Consider the following 24516-nt stretch of genomic DNA (forward strand, 5'->3'; position numbering starts at 1 on the left):
GGCGCAAGCTATGCAACGTTTAATTTAGGCGCAGACCTGCCTGCAAAGGGGGTGCCTGTTTCGGCGACTGGCAGCGGGAAAGCTTCTACCTGCCCACCGGTCTTGTCCAGGTACTGCACCAAGGCTGTGACCAGGTGGTAGAAAATGCTCGCGGGAACCTCCGTCGCAACTGACCTCCCACGCTCGTCTATCCTGTCGACCCAAAGGCCAAGCGGTGCGGAATCGATATGCCACCTGAAGAGGCGTGCGACGCGGGCCTCTATCTCGGGTTTTAAATCCGGCCCACCTACGCCGTCGAGGGAGACTGCCGCCTTGACCGCTTCGCATTGTGGCCAACTTCGGGAGAGCCTATCGAGTGGGATGCCTTGCCTTGACACGGCTGCGTAGGCAAGGCCGGTCGCGCGGTTCAAGCCACTGGCGATCCCCGACGAATAGAGCTTCCTCGCATACCCTATCAAGTCCTTCTGGCCACTTTCCCTTGCGAACTCAACCAGGAGCGACGCCCATTCAAAGTGGTGGCCGGGTTCCGTCCACTGGCCCTTTTCTCCCGGCAACGGCAGCCAGTCCGCGTCGAAGTACTCTCCGAGCGTCCAGCTTTCCCCGTCGAAGAAATGGCAGCGGAACAGATCGATGATGCGTGCCGCCCGGCGCAGGTGTGAGCGATCCCGGGTGACGGCGTGCCACGCAAGAAAGGCTTCCAGCATGTGCATGTGGGGGTTCGAACACCGCACGCCGTTCCAGCCCGGGTTTTCGAGAAAACCATTCAGGCTGCCGTCCTCGAGATGGGTGTCGATGAAGTGGAGGGTTTCTTGGGCAAGCTGCAGGGCGTCGGGATGGCCACACCGATGGGCGTGGGCGAGGGCCAGCAACACACAGGACTGGTCGTAAGCATCTTCCATAGCATTCGCCACGCCGCCATTGGCGTTCAGCGCGCGAACCCAGCCGCCCCGGTCGGTCCGGCCGCGTTTCGCAATGAAACCAATGCCGTGGTCGATCAGCTGGTCGCTCGGTCCGGCCCAGCCGCGTTCCTTGGCTACCGCGAAAGCGTAAATCTGGCGAGCCATCGTGCGCATGCGCTTGGGTTTGCCCAACGACCTTGCATCGAAACCGAGAGCCTCATGGAAGCCGCCGTATATATCGTCGACACCTGCAGTGGACCACAGCGGCAATGTTTCCTTAAACAGCCAGTGCTCGACGCGCTTGCGCCATGATCCGCTGGTGATGACCCGGTCTTCCGACGCCGTGAACTTCGTCTCGATGCGGCCGCTCTTCTCTAGGTGCTCGACGACTTTCTTCACATTCTGACTTTGGCTGACCGGGGCGACGAATACCGCGTCCGAGGTGGCCACGACGGCCACATTCTTCATTCCAATAACGGCCAGCAGCCTGTCCTGGCTCCTGAGATAGGAATTGCCGCAATCCATGGCGACGACGTCGCCCGCGACAACATTGCCGTCGCGGTCCGTTGGGCTGGCTTCGAGCAGCGATCGCCACGATCCAAGATCGTTCCAGCGAAAGGAAGCCGTCGCCATGGCGATGCCGCGTGCATGCTCCATGACCGCAAAGTCGATCGACGTCGAGGGGACAGCTGAATAGAATACCTGGGGCAGGTAAATTCCCGAGACGTCCCTCCGAGCGGCCTGGTAAGCCCGTTCGGCCGTTTCCCAGATGTCCGGCCGGAAGTCGAGAAATGCCTTCCGCATGGTGTCGGCACGAAATAGGAAGATGCCCGCGTTCCAGTAGAATTTTCCCGAAGACACATACTTTTGGGCCGTCTCCTCGTTGGGCTTCTCGACAAAGCGCGAAACGGCGTGCACTCCGGCACCATCTGAGGCGACCTGAATGTAGCCGTATCCGGTTTCAGAATGTGTGGGCTTGATGCCGAATACGACGATGCTTCCCGAACCGGCCGCCGGCATGCCAGCCTCGACGGTTTCCCAAAATTGCGATTCCGTCGAAATCTCATGGTCGGACGGAACGATGAGCACAAGGGCGTCGACGCCATGTTCGCAGATCGTTTGCAGGGTGGCTACGGCAACTGCGGCGGCGGTATTGCGGCCGACCGGCTCGAAGATCGGTCTGCCGCCGTTCAAGCCGAGCGGAACGATGTCGCAGACAACCCGGTGGGCATGTCGTTCGGAAGCTATCAGATAGATCGGCGTCTCGCTATCCGGCCGCGCCTTGAGGCGTCGGACCGTCTTTGCAAGCATGGAGCCGTCGCCCGAAAGGTCGTGGAACTGCTTAGGATTGTCTTCGCGCGACAGCGGCCACAATCGTGAGCCGACGCCACCGCTCATGACAAAATTTACCATCCGGTGTGCCATGGCTGCTCCTTAGAATGTCTGGTTGTAGGCTCCGATTGGGGCGCAGCACGGCATCGAGACCCTGGACCCATTTCGCGACGTCGCTCCGGTGAGACAGGGCTTTCCACCACTACGACGATTTCCGGTTTGTTCGACGAGGCACTGACCAACCCCAAGTGCCACGTTGGGCGTTGTCGTTGTGGGACGCCGTCACCATGGCCACGGACGGGACGTGGAGCGCGAACTGCGCGAAAGAGACCATGGGGCACGATGAAAAGCCGATATCCCTCACGCGCCCGCCCGCCGGCATCAGACCGGAGATCAATCCCTTCCTGATCGCCATGGAATAGCTGCGGAAATCATGCCCAGGGACGATGTCAGGGCCGACGCCCATTCGTTGAATCAAGGCGCCGAGCCCGATCCCGAGCGCCTGCACGTCCATTAGGTTGAGTTCGGGTTCTGTCTCTGAACCTGGATGTCCGAACCACCAGCGCGCGTCGTATTCCCAAAAGCCAGCCGCCTTGATGAGCGCACTGCTTTCGAAGGCGAACCTGTTCGACTTGGCCTGGTCGACTATGTTGGGCGTCACGGTTTCCGCTCCGCAATTGCACGGGAGCAATCCTATCACGCTGCCGAGCCCGGGCGCCCTTCATGAAGAGGGGTAACCCGAACGCCCCGATTGCACCCAATGGAGCATGTCTGCCGAGGGCCGCAAGATTGCTCGTGCGCGTTTAGCGATCCCGTAGAGCTTCCTGCTCATATTTCGCCAGCGGTGAGAGAAAGTAGCCGATGATACTGCGCGCGCCAGTCTTGATCTCGACCGTCACCGCCATGCCGGGACCGAGCTTGACGGGCTTGTCGTCCACCTGCATGTACGCACGGTCGAGTGAAACACGCGCGGCATATTCCAGTTCCTGACCTCTCGGTTCCCTCCCGCTCTCCGCTGCGCCCGTCACGCGGTCGTTCGACTCGCTCTGCCTCTCGCCAGCTATGGCGTCCGATGACACGCTGAGCACTTCTCCATGAAGAAGCCCGTAGCGGGTGAAGTTGAATGTGTCGACCTTGATTTCGGCCTTCTGCCCCGGATGGACGAATCCGATATCCCGGTTTGAGAGCATGGCCTCAATCTCGAGATGGGTCTCGCTCGGAACTAGCACGGCCAGCGGCTGAGCAGGCGTAACCACGCCTCCCACCGTGTGAACGGCGAGTTGTTGCACGACGCCATCGACCGGCGCGGTCAATCGTTGGAGCTTCGTACGCCGCTCTGCCTTGATCTCCTCCTGCTCAGCACTCGCAGCCCTCTGGTCGGCTTTCGCGAGTGCGTCATAGGTCGCGCGCCGATACTCTGCGACGGTTCTTTCTTTCGTTTCCTTTAGCAACGTGATGGCTGCATCGGCTTCCCGCAGCCGGCTGTTCTGCAGATTAAGGTCCTGCTGAAGACCGACCAACTCCTGATATTCGGAGAGGTAGTCGATCTTGGAAGAAAGCGCCTGGTCGACGAGCTTCTTGCGAATGTCTACTCGCTCCTGTAGCACTGGTGTCGTCGCCTGCAGCTTTGCGACGCTCGCTAAAGTGGTCGCTCGTTCAGCTTCCTTCTGGTTTTGCTGGCGCTCGATCTCCGCCAGCTTGGCGTTCTGTTCGGCGAGCTGACTGATCAGAAACTGACGATGCATCTGGATCTCCGCGCCGTCCGCGCTCTGCGGCGGGCGAAAGGCCGCAAGCGGATCCTCGGCCAACGCCGCGCGCAGCCGGGCGACGTCGAGTTGAGCCGAAATGAGATCGCTTTTCTGGCGCTCCTCGTCGGCTTCCGTAATGGTGGGGTCGAGCTCGATCAGCACATCACCGGCCTTCACGCTCTGTCCATCGCGCACGTTAATGGCGCGCACAACGCCCGACTCCAATGGCTGGATCAGCTTGGTACGCCCGTCTGGCACGATTTTGCCGGTCGCGGTTGCGACGATATCGACTGTGCCGAATGATGCCCACACGAGCGCGAGGCAGAAGATCGCGATAATACTCGCCCCGATAGCGCGCCCGATCGGTGAGGGAGGGGATTCAGTGATTTCGAGCGCCGCCGGCAGGAACGCAATTTCGTACTCGCGGCGCCGAAGCGGGGCTTTGGGGAACTCGACGATATTTCGATTAGCGGACTTCATGGATGCCCGCTTGCAGATAGTGGAGGTTTGCGTAACGCCCATTCGAGCGGATTAGGTCATCATGGGTACCATCCTCGACGATGCGGCCATGCTCGATCGTGATGATCCGGTTCGCGTGGCGCACGGTCGAGAGCCGATGAGCGATGACGAAGACGGTTCGGCCGGCAGAAATCCGTTTCATGTTCTGCTGAATGGCGCGCTCGCTTTCATAGTCCAGCGCGCTGGTCGCCTCATCGAGGATGAGGATGCGCGGATCGGTAATGAGTGCGCGAGCGATTGCGACGCGCTGGCGCTGCCCGCCGGAAAGACTGCTGCCGCGTTCGCCCACGATGGTGTCGTAACCCTCGGGCAGCTCCAAGATGAAATCGTGAGCGCCGGCGAGCGATGCCGCCGCAATGACACGCTCCATGGGCATAGCCGGATCGGCGAGGGCGATGTTCTCGCGAATGGAGCGATTGAAGAGGACGTTATCCTGCAATACAACGCCAATCTGGCGTCGAAGCCAGGTTAGATCGACCATTGCCAGGTCGACGCCATCGACCAGGACCCGGCCGCTCTCCGGCACGTAGAGCCGCTGTATCAGTTTGGCGATGGTGCTCTTGCCTGACCCTGAGGAGCCCACAATACCGATGACCTGACCGGGCTCGACGCTGAACGACACGTCGTGCAGTATCTCGGGGCCGTCGATGCGGTAACGGAAAGCGGCATGCTCGAATGTGACCTGCCCGCGGATGGTCGGCAGTGCGGCTCGGCCGGGGCTGAAACTTGGCTCGGGGATCGTGTTGAGTATGTCGCCGAGACGGTCGATCGACAGGCGGGCCTGATGGAAATCCTGCCAGATCTGCGCGAGCCGAAGCACCGGCATGCTGACGCGCGCAGCCAGCATATTGAATGCGACCAGCTCACCGACTGTCAGGTAGCCGCCGATCACCAGCCTGGCACCGACGTAGAGGGTTGCGGCGGCGACGAGCTTGTTGATCATCTGCACCGACTGGCTTGCTGTATTATTCAGGCTCAGCACGCGGAAGCTTGCGGTCACATAGGCGGCGAGCTGCTCCTCCCAGCGGCGCTGCATCTGGGGCTCGACTGCCATGGCCTTCAGTGTCTCGACGCCAGTGACGGCCTCGACCAGAAAAGCTTGATTCTCCGAGCCGCGATCGAACTTCTCATCGAGGCGGCGGCGAAACAGCGGCGCGACGCCCGCAGAAATGCCGATGTAGAATGGAAACGAGGCTAGAACGATCAGTGTCAGCTGCGTGGAATAATAGAACATCACCGCAATAAAAACGGCGGTGAAGAGGAGATCGATGACGAGGGTGAGTGCCGAGCTCGTCAGGAATTGGCGGATATTCTCGAGCTCGCGCACGCGTGCAACTGAATCGCCGACGCGGCGTGTTTGAAAATATGCGATCGGCAATGCCATCAGGTGGCGAAACAGCCGGGCGCCGAGCTCGACATCGATTCGGTTTGTCGTGTGCGCGAAGAGATAGACGCGCAGCGTACTGAGAATGGCCTCGAAAACTGTCACGGTGACAAGGCCAGTGACCAAAACGTCGAGTGTGCTCATGCTTTGATGCACGAGGACTTTGTCGATGATGACCTGGAAAAACAGCGGTGAAATGACGGCAAATACCTGAAGGAAAAATGAGGCAATCAACACCTCGCCGAGAAGATGGCGATACTTGTGGACCGCGCCCACGAACCAGCCGATATCGAATCGCCGAGAGAGGTCCGCCAAGGCTGCGCGCCGTGTCATCAGGATGATGTCGCCGTCCCAAATCGCCTCAAGTTCCGCCTGCGTCAATGAATAGGGTTGCGGAGACGATGGGCGCTGAACTATGAGCTTGTCGTCTAGGGTTTTGCCAAGAATCAGGAATCCACCGTCCCGCAGCACGGCGATCCCCGGCAGCGGAGTAATCGCGAGCCGAACCCAGCTCGTCCTTTGTACCTTGGCCTTGAGCCCGAACTCCCTTGCACAGCGCAGGATTTCAGTGACACCTGCACGCGCCGCGCCCATGCGGTGGCGAATCTGACCCGGATCGGCCGCGATACCGTGGCAATGCAGCAATATCGCCAGAGCAAGTATTCCTGAGTCATCGGAATCGTCGCTCGCGGCCTGAGGCGGTGGATCGCATCGATCGGCGACACGTGCTCGCATCAAGGTATGGCGAGCGTGCATCAGGGCATGGCCTGCACCTCGCGCCAGATCACGTCCGCGCATGCCGATTCCGACGAATGCATGAACCACCCGATTCACGACAGTCCCTGATCCAACCAAGACCAAACGGCCATCCCAGATTGCTTCGAATTCAGGGCGCGTGATCTGCTTCGGACGGGTCGAGGTTGGATCAAGCACAACCGCTGCCTTATCGTTGACCTTTCCAAGGAGCAGAAACCCGCCATTCCGCAGCGATGCGATGCCAGGGAGCTGGACACTCGCAAGTTGCTTCCAGTTTATTGTGCGCGAGCCGACCTCCAGCCCGAGCCCGCGGGCGCAGCGAACCATCGCCCGGATCCCGATCGCACCGCCGGCGCCGCAGCGATCACGGATCTGATCGGGCTTAGCATTTACGCCATGAACGCGCAGGAACAGAGCCAGGGCTTGAAGTCCAAGGTCTGCGGTATGGGCATTCTCGTTCTGCATCGCCATTCTGGCTAACCCTTCGTGGATGGTACGTCCGCGTTCAATGTTCCTCCTCGGCATTCACAAACTTGAGGGTTCGGCACCCAGCGGCTGAAGCCCCTGGGTGCGGAGGCGATCAATGATGCGGTCTGGTCAGATAGGAGTCTTGATTCCAGCTGGTTCCATTCGACAAGGACGCCACGATCTGACCGGGATCGACCCGGCCGGAGTGACCGGCCAGGTATTGGTTCAGCAGCGCAAAACTTTGGCTTGCCAGGCTCGCTGTGGCCGTGCCGGTCGCATGCCGATGATCCGCCCTAGCGACGTCTTCATGCCCCAAGGCCTTAGCGGCGCCGGCGACCCGGTCCCTATGCTCGTTAGGCAGCGCAGAGACGGTCGCGTGCCGACGATCCGCCCCAGCAAGGTCTTGGTGCCCCAAGGCCTTAACGGTGCTGGCGCCCCGGTCCCTATGCTCGTTCAGCAGCGCAGAGCCGGTCGAATGCCGATGATCCGCCCTAGCGACGCCTTGATGCCCCAAGGTTCTAGCGGCGCCGGCGACCAGATCCCGATGCTCGTTCAGCAGCGAGGAGCCCCGGCTTGCCCTCGAACTCAGCGACGTAGTGGGAGCAAGCTGAGGATCCGCCTGCGTGATCGTCTGCGGCGATGTTGCGGTCGTAGTGGCAGCAGGCCGAGGATCCGTGATGGTCATGGTCTGCGGCGAGGCTGTCGCCACGGCGCCGGTGACAGGATCTTTCGCCGTCGCAGTGAGCGTGAGTGTCGCCACCGGATGAGCCGCGCCCTTGTAGTTCGATTGCAGCGTCAATCCGCTGTCGACCTGCGCGGCCGTCAAGGTGATGTTGTTGCCACTAAACATCTTACCATCGAATTTGTCGGTGATCGTCTCGTACTTTGGCAGGCCCGTCACGTTAACGGTCACGACATCGTTGGGGTCGGTCGTTGTCACCTGGACCCCGAGGTCGACCCTGCCGCCTAGCCCGTTCACGTCAAGCGTGGGATCTGCGACGGTGAGGATCGGCGCGATCGATCGCGGGGTGGTGGTGGCCGTCGATGGCGGGGTGGTGGTGGCCGTCGACGGCGGGGTGGTAGTGGCCGTCGATGGCGGGGTGACTGGGGTTGTTGGGGCTGCCGATGATGTCTCGACCTGGAGACCGGAGAACGTCTTCACCGCGCCCGAAAGGTTAGCGGCGGTACCAGATCCATCCTTGATGCTTGCCCCGTCCGGAAGATTGACCCCGGTAATGGCGAGCGCCGAGGTATTTGTGTCCGTCGACGCGACCGTGGTGCGGAAGGTGAGCGCGCTCGTGCCCGAACCACTGACGTAGCTGGCCTTTCCGCCGTCATTGAGGGACAGGGACGGCGTACCCGTGACGGTCACGGCCTCGTTAAAGCCGACTGTCAACATGATGGAGTCGTCGGTATGCTCGATTCCCGTGGCCGGTGAAGCTGCGACCTGCGTCACTGCCGGCTCGGTCGTCAGCGTGGTCGCGGGAGTGACGTTGGCACCAGTGACGGTGTCGCCGCTGCCCGCCTTCTGATAGAGCTGAACCTGGTCGATCTGCATCTGCATTGACGAAGGGGTCGAGCTATTCAGAGCCGTATGCCATCCGGCCGCGTTCGAATTCGCGACCCCATTGTTCATCATCAATTGCATCGGTTCATCCGGGATCGCGACCTGTGAGCTGGTCACCTGCGCCATCTGCTTCCCGTCGAGATACCAGGTGATCGATTTGCCGGGATCCCAGTTGATGCCGTATGTGTGAAAGCCGGCGGTGAGGTCCGTGCCGCTGTCGATGGTGCCGCCGACCCACCCTGATGGGCCGTGGAGGTGCCACGAGAAATTCTGGTCTGCCGGCCCTGAACCGGTAAATCCACCCTCCTGTATATCGAGCTCGAAATTGTCCCCGCTGCTGCCCGCCCCTTGGCCAGGCATCAGCCAGAGACCCGGCCATGCGCCGTCACCACTCGGCGCCTTCATTGCAATCTGAAGGTAGCCGCCATTGAATTCGACGTTGCCGTAGCTGCTGACGGCGCCGGACGTGACCGGGAATGTCTGTGTCGTCCCTCCCTGATTCACGCCGCTGATGGCTTGTCGCACCGCCGTGAGATCCAAGACCCCGTTGCTCAGGGTCACCTGGCTCGGCATATCATAGTCGGCGTTATATGGGCCGCCCGGCGTACTGCCTCCTGACCCATTGCTATTCCATGCCCAGCCCTTGGCGGCATTGCTTGTGATGTAGGTACGCCAGTCGCTGCCGAGAGCCGAATCGGAGAAGTTTTCCTCATAGACGAGGTTGCTAGAATTAAAGCCTGTGGGTGCGGAAAGAGCCATTCCGTGATCCTTCTTTGGGGTTGAAATAGGGAATTCCGCTGCCGCGCTTCGCGGCGGTGCGCGACATGATGCATCATCCCCGCAGCTAGGCACCGCGAACGGACTTCAAATAGCGGAGATTTTGATGTTCTCGCCCCAGATATCGCCGAGTGAGATTAACGTGGAACTCGCCATCGAACATGAGTTCTTTCGACGGGAGTGCTCGTTGGGCCTGCGCCTTGGAACCCATAACCGGTGTTGCAGCCAAAGACCTTAAGGTGTTCAACGGGTCGAGGCGCAGCCGAATTGACGTTGAGGGCATCCCTCCCAGCGAACACGTCGCCGAGTTTGCCGTGTAGTATAACCACAGTGAATCCTTAGTTCATCGCGTATTTTTTGTTTTCATTCCACCCGCGCTCCTAAGCAAGCACAGGCGTCCCCGCTTCCTACTTTAACGCACACACGCCGTCTTTTACCTACATGATCGATGGTTCGAGGACGCTGTACATCACACCAGCGACCCTACCACCCTTTTAGGCGAGAGTGAGGCTAGGTTAACCCCTATTAACATATTTCTAATGTAACTTATCAACACCTTCTAATATAGAATGTGATCGAACTTAGCTCTCCGGCCGTATGCCTGGTCTGAATTTTTGCGCTGGCTTGGGAGCGTACCGTTTCGAGGGACATCTATGGGCAGTCTCGAGCGCCCACTTGCACTTAGCCTTGCTACCCAGGAGTTGGTTGATGCTGCATCGCGGATTGTCGCGAACGCGAAATCATCTCGGTCCGTGAGGCCTGCTGTGCGCCCTTGCGCATCATTCCCATGATACCGACGAAGCCCTTACCGCCGCGATCGTGAATTTCGCAATGTAGGACCATGGCAGTCAGCTTCGATCGGCAAGAGCGCTCAAGCTGCGGGTCTGGTTCAGTGCACGCCTAAGCCTCGGCGAAATCGGCACTATCGTTAACGGACTTCGCTGTGCACGATTGCCGTGAATGTTTAGGCTGCGGGACGGCGTCGTCTGGCGGACCATTGACGAAGGAGCAGGGATCAGATCGTCGCCTGCATCCATCCCAGCCCACCCTTTAGGATGAGGATGGCTACGACTTTCTGAAAGCCCTTCAATTCGCCTTCCCGATCTCGGCCGCCTTCATTTTGGCCCTGAGCTTGCCCACGCGTGCAGCCAGCGTATCGGGGCTGCCAGTTTCACCCGCCCTTTGAAATCCGCATAGCTTCGACACGATCGCTTAACTGCAGTTTGATGTTCCAGGCATGGCCGAGGGCTGATGAGTTGGACCTTGGTCGTATGGAATTCCGCAATGGTCCTATCCCATGTGAACATTCGGAACCGACCTCATCGTTGGTCATTGTTCCCTCAAATACACTGAGGTTACACGATGTTCAGCAATAATGAGACGCGTATCCTTGAGATTGGACTGTTCGCGGCTGTACCGATCTGTGTTGCTATCGCTGCGCTGGTTGCCCTCTTCACCTTGGCGCAACCGTGAAGGAGTACGCGACAGGAATCCCCTCATGAATCGCATCCTCTTTCTGACGGCCGACTTCCTTTCGCGCCCACCTGGCTTTTATGTCATGGTTGTAGCGATGGTGCTGTGTACCGCGCTGGTACCGTTCGGCCTAACGAATGCCGTTACCTATGCCCTGTCGGTAGCGGCCATCGTGATCACTGGCGTTGTCCTCATCCAAGGCTATCGGGACACCGCCGCCCTTCATGCCAAGCTCGATGAGATCGTCGTTTCGTTGAAAGAGACCAGAAACGATGTTGTCGGGTTAGAGCACGCCGAACCCGAGGAGATCCGGGCAAAGCTAGTGATGCTCGAAGAGGAAGCGACTCAATCGAACGTGCTGCCCCTATCCCGGGACGCGTGCAAGAAGGATCGGACTCGCTCATAGCAGCGTCACGGTACATGGGCTAATAGCCTTCTCCGCTTTCGTGGGGCAGTCGCAATCGTGCGCCGTCAAAGTGACGCGCTGCGCCGTCTCCAGCGTTGAACGGCTAGCGCGGGAGGTTCGGTTAGAGTTTCAGCTTAGCCCTTAACGCATCGATGCGCTTGGATGCCTCGGCCTTACTAAGCCCTTGTTCGAAGCTCGCGGCGTCATCGGCCTGCTCACTCAGGGTCTTCAAGTATGAGGCTTGCGATGGCGTCATTGGATCGTCTCCACTAACCCATTCATCAGGGTCCTTGTCTATATTGGCTGAAACATCAGCATTGTCCGTTAGGTTCTGCATTTGAGGTCTCCTGTCTGAGCAGGAAAGAATGTCTCTGATCTCCTTTTGTTCCGTAAGGGAATTGTCACGAGCCGCGGTTCTCGACAAGATAGCCAGCCCTGAGGGGCGCGCTGGATGGGCGGCGATCAATCCATGCTTCATCGGCGGCGTCGGCAATTCCTACCCGCCTCATTGGCACAGGGGTGCTCGGCCTGATGGAGGCAACGGGGCAGAGACTTGCGATTTCACGCAACCAAGTCAGTTTGCCGGCATTAATATCAGGAACGCGCCGGAGGAGGTCTATGCTACACTATAGCGTGCCCCGGGAATTTGAGATCGGTGACGAGGTCACCTTGACGGGTACGGTCAGCACGATGCTGCCTAGCGGACGCGCCAAAGTAAACATTCCATCGTATGACCGACCCTATTCGGTTGACCCTCCACCTAAAACCCGTGCTGGAGATAAGGTCGTTCTTGTTGGAGACATCATCCGCATCGATCGCAAAGCCGACAAGTTGACGGTGCGGACTGACTGCGGCGGCGTGATCACCGTCGGACGCTCGGCCATTACCAGGCTGAGAAAGCACCGGCCTTCCTCCCACTGACGCTCACCGCCGGAGAGCGCGCCCACAATGGTCTGCCGCGCAACTCGCCAGGTGAGCGCTAGCTTTCCTATTTGGGTTCACCGCAGCGGTCGCCGAGTCGGCGCTTCGGCCGAACCGGTGAACGCGTGATCGGGATGCCGTGAAGGCGGGATATCGGAATGGGGAGGAAGTTGACAGCATTTGCGGTCATGGTCGATGCTGTCGCAAACCTCGCCTATGGCGAGAAGCTCACTATGATCGCCATTCCTGGATCGGTACAGCCCGTCGCCCCAATCAGCGACGGGCCTACCCGCACTTTGGTCAGTTATAGACCTTGATGATCTTGCGGGTGCCCGGGTCCACGAGAACTGTCCGGTTGTGGACCACGACATAGCGGTACTTGACGTTGGGAACTTCGCGAAGCTCGACGGTGTCGGGAAGCGCGGCACCGACGCTGAGTTCGACGCCGGGGACTTCCACGGACGCGAGGGGCTGCTTGTGCACGTACTCCTGAATGACCGTGTCCTGTTCAGGCGCGATAACGACGTCCTGGGCTGCAGCGACGCCGACACCGGCAAGGAGCAGAAACGAAGCAGCGGCGGCGGTGAAATGCATTCTCATGTGACAGCCTTCCTGTGAGCTCGGGCATAATCGCCCCGGACCCAACGTGTCCGAATCCGAAACGTTCCGAGCCCGTACCTAAGTTCGATTGCGTCTCGGACTTTGGGCTTGGAATGATGCTGAAAAGGTCTGCGTCAGCAAAATCGAGGAACCGTCACATGACCGGCGCCGTTGACCGCCGCAAATTTGGAGAAAGCGTCATGGAAAAAAGTATTGGCCAGGCAGGCTGGTTGCTGGCACCGGTCTTCGCGATGGCGATTACTCTCCTGGCAATCGGCGTAGCCCTTGGTTGACGAGGGCGGCCAATGGGATCCGCGCAGCTATGTCCCTTCCTGCGCGGATAGGGCTCGCCCGCTGCTCGCAAGTGTGGCGTGCGAGCCCTCTAATCAGCACTCATCGAGGCGACCAACACGATTTCTGGAGGGTGCTTCGACCCGGAAACCGCTCCGTGCGGTTTGAGCGCGGCAGCGGATGAGCACGGGCCTGACTCTTTGTACGCGAACTTGCTTGGTACATCATAGGTTAGCGACACATCGTGCGCTGTGCCGCATAAACGCGAGGTCAGCGGGCAATGCTCCGCTGCTTGGGAGACCATCGCACTCTCGCTCGTTGGAGACGCTTGATGCTTTACCGACCCATTCGCACGGACACCTTCTACCCCAATGATCTGGATACGCTCCGTGCGGTCTTCGACGCGATGTGCCAGGAGTTTGACGTTCTCCCGGACACCGCGGCAGCACATTCCATCTCGAGAGAGCTGATCAGGCTTTTCCAAACCGGGATGACGGAACCGGCCATGCTGATGATTGCCGTGCGCGCGCGTTGGCAGGGCGATTGGAAAACGGAAGACAGCAACGCTGCCTGATGTTGACGGTCAGGTGCGCACAATCGCTCTGAAGCCCGGATTTCTCAATAGCCGGGCCGCCAGTCAAGTTCGATCCAGACTGGCGCGTGATCGCTTGGCTTGTCGTGTCGTGCTGGAACATCGAACAATCCAGATAGTTCACCACCAATGGAACAAACCAGGCATGACAGCCACGCCAGTCACCCGAACGCCGAGGCCGAAGATGTGCTGATCGTCGGAGGCGGGCCGGGGGGACTGACCGCGGCCCAGTATCTTGCCCGCTTCCGCCATCGCGTGCTGGTGGTCGATGCCGGCGATCCCCGTGCCGCCCTGATCCCGAGGAGCCATAACTGTCCGGGCTTTCCCGAAGGGATAAGTGGCCCCGATCTTCTGGATCGGCTCCGACGTCACGCGAGCTTGTACGGAGCAACCGTGATGCGGGGGCAAGTCTTTTCGCTGGCCTCTGCCGACGGAGGCTTTGACGCTGAGACCTCGATCGGCACAATCCGCGCGCGTAAGGTCTTCCTGTCGACCGGAATTATCGACACGACACCCGTCTTGCCTCGCATGGCGGAGGCAATTGCCGCAGGTGTCATTCGGCTTTGCCCGGTGTGCGACGCATACGAGGTGATCGACCGGAAGATAGCGGTCGTCGGGCAGGGCGACAGAGCCTTGCACGAGGCCATTTTCCTTAGCCGATTCACGCCACATGTAACGATGCTGGGGACCCACGCATCGGACTTTTCAACCAGCACGCGTCGCGCGGCCGGCGAAAGAGGGATACTCATCCATCACACTCTCGACAGGCTCAGCCCGGCTGCTGACGGGTGTACGGCGATGTTGCAAGACGGAACGACATGCCGCTTCGATGCAGTCTATGCGGCATTGGGCTGCAAGGTGCGGTCCCAACTCGCCCTGGGCCTCGGCGCGAGATGTTGCGCGGAGGGCTACGTCACGGTCGATGAGCACCAGCAGTCGTCCGTCGACGGCATGTACGCGATCGGTGACGTTGTAAAAGCGCTGAACCAGATAGCCGTCGCGTTTGGACAGGCTGCCATTGCCGCGTCACATGCCCATAGAGAGCTTACCGCCTAAGCCGTTTCAGCCGGCTACAAAGCATTGTCTTTGTCTGGCGGAACAAGCTGTCGCCAGGAAGGTTCGACACGGCGGGCAACCGAGCAAGACAGTTCCTGGCAGGCATTGGCATGGCGTTCGACAGAGATGGACCGAAGCTCTCGACCGTGCTGCTTGTCGCCGCGTTGGCGGCACTGGCCGGATACAACCACGTCCGCGCCAAGAGTGCGCTCGCCGGCCGGGCGGCGCACGGGCGTTTGATGGAGATTGACGGTATACGCTTGCATTTTCTCGAAGCCGGCACTGGCATGCCGCTCATTCTGTTGCATGGAAACGGATCCATGGCGCAGGATTTCAAGTCGAGTGGCATCTTCGATCAGGCGGCAAAGAGCTATCGGGTGCTCGCATTTGATCGACCGGGCTTCGGGCGAAGCACACGGGCGCGCGGCCGGCGGTGGTCTGCCCGCGATCAAGCCGATCTCATACATGCGGCCGCCGGCAGGCTGGGCATCGAGAAATATCTGGTGCTTGGACATTCCTGGGGCGCTTGGATAGCCCTCGAACTGGCGCGCAGGCATTCTCCTTCGATTGCCGGCATCGTGCTGGTCTCGGGCTATTATTATCCGCCCCCGCGGCTTGATCTTGCGCTGGCCGCACTTCCGGCTTTGCCGGTCGCCGGCACAGCGTTTCGCCACACCTTGCTGCCGCCGCTTGTGAGGCTTGCCTGGCCGTGGGCGATGCAGAAGATCTTTCACCCGGCGGTTGTCGCTGCCGACTTCGCCGCTCGCGCAAAAGAGGTCGCCAGCCGCCCCTCCCAACTGCGCGCCGTGTGCTCGGAGTCGGCATCGATGCTGGCCGCGGCCCTGCTGACGAAGGCCAGCTACAGGGATATTGCCGTGCCGACCGGCATCGTGGCCGCCTCTGGAGACCGGTTGTTCGACGCGGAGCAGGAAGCACGACGCCTGCATGCGGAGGTCAGCGGGTCCCTCCTCAACGTCGTTGCGGACGCCGGCCATATGGTTCACCAGAGCGCCCCTCAGGCGGTGGTGGCCATGGTCCACGCGATTGCAGGACGGCACTCCTCGTTTCAAGGGGCCGTCGGCCGCGACCTAGGCCAGCCGACGAGTTCGGTCTCGCCGGAGGTACCAGCCGGCGATGAGGGCCCGCAGATGATATCCCCGCCAAACCGGGCTTTAAAAAAATGAACGATCAACATCCCGCCGACATACAGTCGGTCCTTCACCAGAACATCCAGGCCCTGATCGACCACAGGCGACAGCAGGAGGAGGACCAAGGCGTTCAAGCGCGAATTGCTGGCGCCATTTCGCGCTTCGCGGGAAGTATGGCCTTTGTCTATTTGCATCTCGCAATTCTCGTCGCCTGGATTCTTGCCAACCTTGACGCGATACCCGCCATCCCAGCTTGGGACCCAACTTTTGTGATCCTGGCCATGGTCGCCTCGGTCGAGGCAATCTTCCTGTCCACTTTCGTGCTGATCAACCAAAACAGAATGGCCGAACACAGCGAGCGCCGAGCGGAACTGGACCTCCAGATCAGCCTTCTCAACGAGCACGAAACCACGCGGCTCATCGAAATGGTGGCCGCCTTGACAGGCCGTCTGAATGTCTCGACGCCGGCCGATGAGGAGCTGCCGCAACTGGCCGAGAATGTCGATCCCCGGCAGGTGATGACGCAAATCCAGCAAGCTTCCGCAGATCAGGAGAAATCTTGAGCAAACAAGATGCACAGGTCGAGTGGGCCGCCGCCGAGACCGATCAAAGAAAGAGCTTACCCCCCGAGGAACATTTACCGCTGCTCAATGTTTGGTTGCAGGCCTACAATCCTCCCTCATTGTCTTGGCCTCAAGGCTGTCAAAGCAGCTTCGGCCCGTCTCGGTTTTGTCCGAGGCGGGCCTTCATCACTCCGCTTGGATGTCGCGGTGGCGTAACGCTTCGGAGTCACCCACCGCCGATGGGTATCAGACGGAACCAAGTTGACGCCGAGGTAGCGGTGAACGATGGCGCCGTTTCGTCGAAGATGAGCCGATGACACTGCTCGACCTCGAGTCAGGGTTGGAGGAGGCTTGGTTCCAGTTCGTCGGCGGTCGAAATGCTGCTCAAGCGCGGCTTTCGACCCGATCCCAAGGCCGCGTTCACCGACATCGCCTGGGGCCGGGACAATCGGACGTCGCTCGGCTTTCGGAGGTCCAACCCGACTATATGTAAGTGGCGACAGTCTTCTTTCTACCGCGGATCACAACCGCCGTTTCTCAACTTCAAAATGCACAGCAAGCCCCATCGTTTTTCGTTTTTCCTCCTTCCACGAAACCTGCGGAACATTCTTTCCCGTTCAGCGTTAGGCCGCGCCGGAGAATGCTTGTTTACGATTTCTTGTTTCTTTGGCGTCGGAGCTGGCACACCAGCTGAGGCCACCTCGGCCCTTCCGGAGGCGGGCCGCGCGGGAGTTGAGATGCGATGCATAGGGACGCCTATACCCCATCAGAACTTGCCGTACTGAGCCGCGTCCTGGCACGCAGCAATATCAAAAACGAAACCGAAACCGAGAGAGAACGGCGCGCATCGCGCATCCTTGCTTATTATCAAGCCGGGATTACGGACGAGAACGAACTTGAACAGCTTTCTCGGCAGCCGCTGGGAAGGTGACGACTAATCTTCCGTCTTCAGAGCTTCCGCCTCGTCTCTGAGCTTCGGCCAGTCGGCCCCATGCCTGCGAAGAAGCCTTCGCGCCTGCTTGGGATCGATCTCCGTGATCTCAACCAGGTGTTCAACCTCAAGTTCCTGGCCCTTTGCCACTCGGCCCGCTTCTTTTGCTGCTCGTTGCATTGCACTATCCGCTGCTGAGATAAACCAACGATTACTGCAAATTGCAGTTCCGGGGGCTCCGAGAAAATACTCCGCCGCGACCGGGTGTCTGTCGGAATTTCCCTCGTGCGAGCAAGCATGCACTCATTCGTCGACCCTGCGGTCGAGTTCGTCGAGCAATGACCGATGTTCGCGGGGCATGTCCGCATCTGTCGGCAGATCCAGCAACTGCCGAAGCTGGCGACGGCTGGCGTCCGAGGAAATCCACTGACGTATGAGACGGGCTATGGCCCTCTGTTGGGCCTTGCCGATTTCTTCCATGTTGGGAACCCAAGCTTATCCTTGGTCGAACTCGGCGGCTCCCTGATGGTTCCCTGGCTGCATATGAAACTGCGGTTGAGCAATCGGCGACCTGGGTAACTAAAGGACGGCTGTCTGACAGCACTCAACTTGCTCTAAAGCCGTCCCGCCTTGCCCGTCGTCAATTCGGCCTCTCCGGCTTAGTGGGGCTGCCCAACAGGACAGCCATTCCTTTCCTCGCGTCTTGTAACCGGCCTTTGATAGTGGCTGTGTCGCAATCGCAGACGTCGGCGGCGTCTTCACATGAGAGCCCGAGCATGCAAACCAGAACGATGGCTTGCCGCTCCAGGCTCGCCAGGACGTCAATGGCACGAGCGATTTTTGGGCCGGTTTCCATCTGTCCCCGCGGATCGGCGGCAAAGGGTTGCGACAAGCAACTAGCGGGTTCTCGAGGTTGAGAGGCTGTGCCTTGAAGCCTGGCCAAGGAAGCCCTGCGCATCGTAGCGAAGATCCACGGTTTAACCCGGCTCCCATCAAGGCCATCGAGATCTGCAATTCCTTTCATCAGCGTTTCTCGGACAAGGTCGTCAGCTTCGTCGATGCTGCCGCTGAGCGAGCGTGCGAACGCCCGCAGTGCTGGAATAAGCTCGACCAGGTTCGTCTGTTCGCCAGAACCTGCTAATGATGAGCCGCCAGGACAGGTAGAGGGCTGTATCTGCTCCGGAAGGCCCGGACCTGACGCGTTGAGCTTGCGACGGTGCTCAGCCATTAGACGGATCCTCTACCGACGGAACCTCTTTCTTGTTGGTCTGATCTGGCGAGATGAAGGTCCAGGAAGCGATTGTCATGTCTTGCTCCAAGCTGATATCGGGCCCCGTCAGCTGACAAGTCCTGCGTGCGAAGCAGGGCATTGTCGCTCGGCACGCATAGACCAATTAATCGCTCACCGACTTTGATGCACTTACATAGATTAAAGCGCCCGCCCACTTGCGCCGATCTACTCCGTGATCAAGCCCGAACCATCTTCCCGGCGTCACAGCGTTCGACGTCTTGTCGCTGGATGGCGTCCGATGGGCATGGTTAGCTTGTGGGCAGGGCCTGATCCGGCAGGCGGCAAACTAAAGCAACTTTGTTCGTGGCGCCGTTGCCACGTTCCTGTTGCAGAGATTTCGGGAGCAACCGGATGCCGTCGCAAGGGCGCAGCCGCCGGCGTGAAAACCGTACGAATTCATCTCGTCATTTTGATATCAAGTGATAGACTTAGTCGCAGGACTTTTTCCCCATTCTCATCACGCACCTCGACAAACAATTGCTGTCCGTCGATGCTTTTCAGTTCGTCTCTCGAGAGGTCGACGAGGCCCTCGAATCCGACACGGCGCACCTCTTCGATACCAGCGCACTCCACGCCTATCTCATCCTGCAAGACCAGATCGCGATCACCGCTGTCAAAGAAAAATCGTGCCATCGAAGAGTTCCCGTCACCACTAATCTGCGGGGGTCTTTTGGTGCAGGTAGGTTGTGTCGAAATCTCCTGCCCGTTTGAGGCCGGCCCAGTCGCGAGCATGCACTCTCGATCCTGTGGTGGCGATGAGGCCTTCACGTCGTAGTTCCTGAAGCATTCGGTTGACGTGGACCGTTGACAAACCCAATGCATCACCAAGTGCGGCCTGAGTTATGGGAATATCCGCAACGTGATCCTCAATGCGCCCCACCGATCGCATGCGACATATCAGTTCGCATAAAATGTGAGCCATGCGGGTATAAGCCTCTCGTCTCCCCACATTGGTGACCCACTCTCTGTATATTGCGGCGTCGATTAGCGTCGACCGCCAGAAAGCCGCGGCGATGCGGGGGTGTTGGTCGCAAATGCTGCGCAGAGCGTCGTGTCGCATGAAGCCCACTCGGGCCGGCGTAAGCGTCGAGAAATTACAATCCATGACCGACAGATGCAGCCCGTGCAGATCCGGAATGTCCCCGGCCACGAAGAAGGAGGTGATTTGTCGTTTTCCTTCCCCCGTGTATTTGGTGGAACCGATCAAGCCTTCCAGAACGACAAACGAGTAAACAGGTTGGTCACCCTCACGCACGAGGTCGTGGTTGACCAAAAAATCTTTCTCCTGAATCGGTATGTTTTTCAAAACCCTAATTTCAGCTTCTCGAATGTCCGAGATGGTCTGCAGTTTACGGACAAGTACATCCGAGGGTGAGGCGGGAGACAAAATGGCTACCTAGCTGATGTTGGCTACCGAACTTTTATTCACGCCAAAAGTTCCGGCTGGCGGTGACAGTTCGGAACCGACGGGCGTCGCGCGGCATGAACCAATGACACGGGCTCCGTTCGAATGCATGAAGCGGGGCAGGCGACTTCGAGAGGATATTACCCCTGCCGGACACCGCCCAGCTTTACGCCCGTTCCGGCAGGCGATGCGTATTGGCATCGCCGCTCGATAAACCGCACGCCCTGCCACTGCCTGCCACACTTTAATCCGCGCCAGAGGAACGGGGTCGCCCCCTTGACGTTCCCCACCGTTGGCAAGGTGAGATCTCAGTGAACAGACCTATTTCGCGGACTGAAATTATCGAACAACTCGATCACCCCTCAAACGACAGGGAGGTCGCGAGAGAACAGGGCGTCTCGCCTTCTGCGGCAATTGCGGCGGCGCTGGCCGACTCGCTGGAGGACGGTCCGAACAAGCATATTATCCATATATCCGCCTCGGAACGCAGTGCCGAAGAGATCTCTGGAGCTTTGCGTCAGTTTCTGCCAGGCGCAGACATCATCTTCCTGCCCTCCTGGGACTGCCTGCCCTACGACAGGGTATGGCCGACACGCGCCAATATGGGGCGGAGGCTTCGCGCGCTGCATGAGATCGCAGGCGAGCCCAAACGCCCGCGCGTCGTGGTTCTGTCGATCGAGACCGCTCTCCAGCGGGTGCCGCCCGCACCAGTTATTGCTGGGGGCTTCACAATTCTGGAACTCGGACAAATGTTCGACCCGCACGACTTCCGAACGAAAGCCGAGGCGGTGGGATACGCCGTCGACGAGAGGGTGGACGAACCCGGCGAGATAGCCTTTCGGGGCGACCTGATGGATATCTTCCCTGCTGGCGCCGATCACCCGGTCCGTCTTGTCCTCGGTCCAGATAGCTGCATCCGAGAACTCAAGATCTACGATCCCGTCACCCAGCTTAGCGAACATTCGCGAGAGTCGATCACTGTTGGACCGGCATCCGAGCTGATGTTCGCAACAGCTGATCATTCCGAGTTGGCACCAATGCGAACGACACCGATGGAAGAACGCCTGATCGCGTTGTATGGCAGTATGCCGTCGGTCTTCGATGTGGCATCCGGCGCCTCAATCTCCTTGCCAGAAGGGCTCGAAGGCCCGCCGCTCGACCGCGTCCTGGATCTGATCGAAGATGCACGTCGTGCCAGGCAAGAGGTTGCCGAACCCGCAACACCATTGCCTGAACAGTTTTACCTGTCGCGCGAGGAATGGGATGTTGCGGTTCGTAAACGCCGCCGCACGAGTCATACCGTCTCAGCCACCCGAGTTCCCAAATTCGTTCGGCGGGCGCGATCCCGAGATCAGTTCGCCGAGTTTGTGGAAAGGCAGACGAGGTCGGGTGTCACTGTGGTGTTCGCCGGCGAAGCCTCCGAACTGCAGCGTGCGGATCGTCTGCTCGAACGGAGGCTTGGCCGGCGAATGGGGGAGGCGGAGGACTGGCCGCAAATCCGTTCGGCCGCAAGGGGCTCTCTTCTCAAGGCCGAATTCATTGTCGACGAAGGGTTTGTCGACGAGCAATCCCGTATCGCGCTGGTGGCTGCGACCGATCTTTTTGGCCGGGCTTTGAAGGCAAACGGCGGCGCCGCCACCAGTATGCTCGAACCCGAGTTGCGCATTGGCGACGTCGTGGTCCATGAGGATCATGGCCTGGCCATTCTGGTGGCGGTTGAACAGGTCGACTTGGCCGGCCAGCCACAGGATGTCGTCAGGCTGGAATATCATGGCGGGGCGTCGTTGCTGGTTCCGGTCGATGAATTTGGGCGGATTTGGCGCTACGGCTCGGAACCCGATGCCGTGTCGCTCGATCGCTTGAACAGCGACGGGTGGCTCAGCCGACGCAAGGCTGCGCTGCGCGACATCGACAGGCTTGCCAAGCGCTTGACGGGCCTTGCCAAAGCCAGGTCCAGCCAGCCTGCCGAGATCATGAAACCCTCGCGCGCGGATCTCGCCCGGTTTGCGGCGAAGTTTCCCTATACCGAAACTCCCGACCAGGCCGCCGCCATTCGCGATGTGCTCGACGACCTGTCGTCAGGGAGAACAATGAACCGGCTTGTCTGCGGCGACGTCGGCTTCGGCAAGACAGAGGTGGCCCTGCGTGCCTGCGCCGCCGCCGCCCTGTGCGGGAAGCAGGTTGCGGTCATAGCCCCGACAACCGTGTTGGCACGCCAGCATTATGAGACGTTCAGCCGCCGGTTTGCCGGGACCGGCCTCGATGTCGCCCACCTCTCGAGAATGGTTGGCGGGGCGGAGGCGAGAACGGTCAAAGAGCGGCTGCGGAGCGGTCGAGTCGCGGTGGTTGTGGGTACGCAAGCCCTGGCGGCCAAGAGCGTCACCTTCGCCAATCTGGGACTGCTGGTGATCGACGAGGAGCACCGGTTCGGTGTCAAGCTGAAGCAGGCGCTGCGGAACATGGCGCCCCGCCTTCATACGCTGAGCATGAGCGCCACGCCGATACCGCGCACGCTGCAATCAGCGATGTCAGGCATCCAGGAAGTCAGCGTCCTCAACTCTCCGCCCGCCAAAAGGCGTCCCGTCCGCACGATTCTGGAGCCCTTCGATCCAGCTTCGGTTAGAGCCGCCCTTTTGCGCGAATTTCGCCGGGGCGGACAGAGCTTCCTAGTGGTTCCACGCATCGAGGACATCGACCCGGTTGGCGAGCAGCTAAACAGATTGGTGCCGGAACTCGCGGTTGTCACGGCCCATGGAGAAATGAAAGGGACACGGCTGGACGAAATCATGGTCGGATTCGCTGACGGTGAAGGCGACATCCTTTTGAGCACCGACATCATCGAGAGCGGCCTCGACGTACCGCGGGCCAACACCATCCTGATCTGGCGGGCGGACAGGTTCGGTCTGGCACAATTGCACCAGCTTCGCGGCCGCGTCGGAAGGGGAGCGGCGCAGGCCATTGCCCTTCTTCTTACCGAGCCTGGCGTCGAGCTGGCCGAAGGCACAAGAGCTCGACTTTCGACCATGATTGCGCTCGATCGGCTTGGCTCCGGCCTGGCGATCAGTCAAAGAGACCTCGACCTGCGCGGGGCAGGAGACCTCTTCGGCGAAGATCAAGCCGGGCACATGAAGCTGATCGGAGCGGGACTTTATCAGCATCTGCTGGAGCGGGCGGTTTCGCTGGCTGGGGGAAGGGCCGATCCAGACAAGCAGCTTGCCGATATCAAAGGCGCCGCAAATGGGGCCTTTCCCGCAAGCTACGTCAACGAGCCCGCGGTGCGCGTTGGCCTTTATGCGAGGCTGTCTCGCATGACTTCCGAGACGGATCTCGACTCATTCGGCGAAGAGCTCGAGGACCGCTTTGGAGATATGCCCGGCCAAGCAGCGGATTTACTGGAACTGACCAGGTTGCGCATAGGCGCGGCGGAACTGGGCATCAGCAAAGTCGACGTGGGCCCCGAAGCCATCGCAATCACCTTCCGCAAGAAAACGGTGGGATCCGAATGGCGCTTTAAAAACGCACAGAGCTTCGAGTTCCGCAACGGCCGGCTGATTTTCAGGCCGTCGATCCCGCCCCGCGGCTCAGGCGTCGATGCCGTACGCTCCCTAGTTGGAGCCTTGCGTGCGGCCAAGCCCAGCCGGCCCAGTGCGTGATGGGTTCGCTCGGATCACCGGTTCCAGATCATGGGGAAAGTTCGGCGCTGCGACGGGCAGTTCGTCAGTTGGCGTTCTTTCCCTTTGAGTCATCGGAAGCATTTCAGCGACCTCGATGAGGATATCCTTCACGAAGTGATTGATGTGGACGCCCATCTGCTGCGTGCCCGTTGTCTCCGATCGCCTTCCAACTTGCTGCCGCAAGGTATGTTCCCGCCCTGAAAAGCAGGACGCGCCCTTCTGTAAGGTCGATCTTCGAGGCAAATCCTGGCGAGTGCGCGTCCGGCGCGCGGGCAGTTCGCTCAAGGTTTTGCTCCTGCTTGATGGGCCGTCATCGACGAGGAGGCCGTCAGCGTCGCCTTCCGGGGCTACACGCCGCTGCCGCTCGACGACTGCCTCTATGCGCTGCAGCCACGATCCCGCATCTGACACGGCCTTCACGGTACCGCTGCCTTCAGCTGCGGGCTGCCTGCCGGCGCCTTATGAGCCTTGCCTGCGCGCGTGCTCGAGCCGAAGACGCGGGCGATCGGAATGGGAATATTCTATACGGCTTTCCACGTCGCTCGGCTCCGCGAGTGCCGCGCTCGACTTCGGCGCGGTCATGCTCCTGGTTTGCCCAGCAATTCTGTGGGTCTTCCACCGTATCTTTGCTGGCCAAAATCGCCCGGCACTTCCCTGAGGCGGCCGGTGCCAAAGCCACAGCCAACCTACTGCTGCTGTTGGCCGCCGCTCTGTG

Annotated in this window: 19 protein-coding genes and 2 pseudogenes; 9 read left to right on the plus strand and 12 right to left on the minus strand. The window is 60.0% G+C overall.

Annotation, left to right across the window (positions count from 1 at the left end; genetic code table 11):
- Positions 1 to 8 precede the first annotated feature (8 nt).
- The 5 genes and pseudogenes from M653_RS01000000132960 to M653_RS1000000135005 form a co-directional block, all read right to left on the minus strand.
- The gene (locus M653_RS01000000132960; protein WP_051442727.1) at positions 9 to 2324 is read right to left on the minus strand and encodes an AGE family epimerase/isomerase; all 2316 of its coding nucleotides are present in this window, start codon (positions 2322 to 2324) and stop codon (positions 9 to 11) included.
- Positions 2325 to 2493: 169 nt separating this feature from the next.
- Positions 2494 to 2892 (minus strand): annotated as a pseudogene (locus M653_RS0118625) (phosphomannomutase/phosphoglucomutase); the annotation flags it as partial.
- 142 nt (positions 2893 to 3034) lie between these two features.
- Positions 3035 to 4459 carry an HlyD family type I secretion periplasmic adaptor subunit gene (locus M653_RS0118630; protein WP_027144697.1) on the minus strand — a complete coding sequence of 475 codons (1425 nt, stop codon included), beginning with the start codon at positions 4457 to 4459 and terminating at the stop codon, positions 3035 to 3037.
- Positions 4446 to 7109, minus strand: a complete 2664-nt coding sequence (locus M653_RS0118635) for a type I secretion system permease/ATPase (RefSeq protein ID WP_084636754.1) — start codon at positions 7107 to 7109, stop codon at positions 4446 to 4448. Before M653_RS0118635 ends, M653_RS0118630 begins: the two co-directional genes overlap by 14 nt.
- 109 nt (positions 7110 to 7218) lie before the next feature.
- Complete coding sequence (locus tag M653_RS1000000135005; protein WP_051442728.1) at positions 7219 to 9432, minus strand: glycoside hydrolase family 16 protein; 2214 nt, start codon at positions 9430 to 9432, stop codon at positions 7219 to 7221.
- A gap of 1516 nt (positions 9433 to 10948) precedes the next feature.
- Here M653_RS1000000135005 and M653_RS01000000132975 point away from each other — a divergent pair.
- Positions 10949 to 11329 carry a low affinity iron permease family protein gene (locus M653_RS01000000132975; protein ID WP_051442729.1) on the plus strand — a complete coding sequence of 127 codons (381 nt, stop codon included), beginning with the start codon at positions 10949 to 10951 and terminating at the stop codon, positions 11327 to 11329.
- Between the two features lie 121 nt (positions 11330 to 11450).
- Here M653_RS01000000132975 and M653_RS0118660 read toward each other — a convergent pair whose 3' ends face one another.
- Entirely contained in the window at positions 11451 to 11666 is a 216-nt protein-coding gene (locus M653_RS0118660; protein WP_027144699.1) for a DUF3072 domain-containing protein, read from the minus strand.
- Positions 11667 to 12550: 884 nt separating this feature from the next.
- The gene (locus M653_RS0118665) at positions 12551 to 12850 is read right to left on the minus strand and encodes a DUF1236 domain-containing protein (RefSeq protein WP_027144700.1); all 300 of its coding nucleotides are present in this window, start codon (positions 12848 to 12850) and stop codon (positions 12551 to 12553) included.
- A 158-nt stretch (positions 12851 to 13008) separates the two neighbouring features.
- Between M653_RS0118665 and M653_RS1000000138110 the strand changes: the two genes are divergently transcribed.
- The 6 genes from M653_RS1000000138110 to M653_RS1000000135785 all read left to right on the plus strand — a co-directional run bounded on the left by M653_RS1000000138110 (position 13009) and on the right by M653_RS1000000135785 (position 17431).
- Positions 13009 to 13143 carry a hypothetical protein gene (locus M653_RS1000000138110; protein ID WP_280940108.1) on the plus strand — a complete coding sequence of 45 codons (135 nt, stop codon included), beginning with the start codon at positions 13009 to 13011 and terminating at the stop codon, positions 13141 to 13143.
- Between the two features lie 329 nt (positions 13144 to 13472).
- Entirely contained in the window at positions 13473 to 13715 is a 243-nt protein-coding gene (locus M653_RS0118675) for a hypothetical protein (RefSeq protein WP_027144701.1), read from the plus strand.
- A 147-nt stretch (positions 13716 to 13862) separates the two neighbouring features.
- Positions 13863 to 14789 (plus strand): NAD(P)/FAD-dependent oxidoreductase, encoded by a 927-nt coding sequence (locus tag M653_RS0118680; protein ID WP_027144702.1) that lies wholly within the window; start codon positions 13863 to 13865, stop codon positions 14787 to 14789.
- A gap of 146 nt (positions 14790 to 14935) precedes the next feature.
- The gene (locus M653_RS01000000132980) at positions 14936 to 15973 is read left to right on the plus strand and encodes an alpha/beta hydrolase (protein ID WP_245262221.1); all 1038 of its coding nucleotides are present in this window, start codon (positions 14936 to 14938) and stop codon (positions 15971 to 15973) included.
- Positions 15970 to 16500 carry a DUF1003 domain-containing protein gene (locus tag M653_RS0118690; protein ID WP_027144703.1) on the plus strand — a complete coding sequence of 177 codons (531 nt, stop codon included), beginning with the start codon at positions 15970 to 15972 and terminating at the stop codon, positions 16498 to 16500. The genes M653_RS01000000132980 and M653_RS0118690 overlap by 4 nt, the downstream gene beginning before the upstream one ends.
- A 742-nt stretch (positions 16501 to 17242) precedes the next feature.
- Positions 17243 to 17431, plus strand: a complete 189-nt coding sequence (locus M653_RS1000000135785; RefSeq protein WP_084636756.1) for a hypothetical protein — start codon at positions 17243 to 17245, stop codon at positions 17429 to 17431.
- A gap of 3 nt (positions 17432 to 17434) precedes the next feature.
- Here M653_RS1000000135785 and M653_RS1000000135790 read toward each other — a convergent pair whose 3' ends face one another.
- The 5 genes from M653_RS1000000135790 to M653_RS0118715 form a co-directional block, all read right to left on the minus strand.
- Positions 17435 to 17611: a hypothetical protein gene (locus M653_RS1000000135790; protein WP_084636757.1), complete on the minus strand. Its 177-nt coding sequence runs from the start codon at positions 17609 to 17611 to the stop codon at positions 17435 to 17437.
- 123 nt (positions 17612 to 17734) lie between these two features.
- Positions 17735 to 17911, minus strand: a complete 177-nt coding sequence (locus M653_RS1000000136790; protein ID WP_156938220.1) for a hypothetical protein — start codon at positions 17909 to 17911, stop codon at positions 17735 to 17737.
- A 160-nt stretch (positions 17912 to 18071) separates the two neighbouring features.
- A complete protein-coding gene (locus tag M653_RS01000000132985) occupies positions 18072 to 18659 on the minus strand; it encodes a sigma factor-like helix-turn-helix DNA-binding protein (protein ID WP_051442731.1) in 588 nt (195 codons plus the stop codon).
- 459 nt (positions 18660 to 19118) lie between these two features.
- A complete protein-coding gene (locus M653_RS0118710; RefSeq protein ID WP_027144704.1) occupies positions 19119 to 19355 on the minus strand; it encodes a hypothetical protein in 237 nt (78 codons plus the stop codon).
- A 19-nt stretch (positions 19356 to 19374) separates the two neighbouring features.
- Positions 19375 to 20109: a Crp/Fnr family transcriptional regulator gene (locus M653_RS0118715; RefSeq protein ID WP_027144705.1), complete on the minus strand. Its 735-nt coding sequence runs from the start codon at positions 20107 to 20109 to the stop codon at positions 19375 to 19377.
- A 329-nt stretch (positions 20110 to 20438) separates the two neighbouring features.
- On the opposite strand from M653_RS0118715, the gene M653_RS0118720 reads away from it, so the two are divergent.
- Positions 20439 to 23780, plus strand: coding sequence for a DEAD/DEAH box helicase (locus M653_RS0118720; protein ID WP_051442732.1), 3342 nt, complete (start codon positions 20439 to 20441; stop codon positions 23778 to 23780).
- Positions 23781 to 24113: 333 nt separating this feature from the next.
- Positions 24114 to 24238, plus strand: a pseudogene (locus tag M653_RS1000000136795) (IS481 family transposase); the annotation flags it as partial.
- Positions 24239 to 24516: the final 278 nt, after the last annotated feature.

This window comes from Mesorhizobium sp. WSM3626 (assembly GCF_000513935.1).
Taxonomy (GTDB): domain Bacteria; phylum Pseudomonadota; class Alphaproteobacteria; order Rhizobiales; family Rhizobiaceae; genus Mesorhizobium; species Mesorhizobium salmacidum.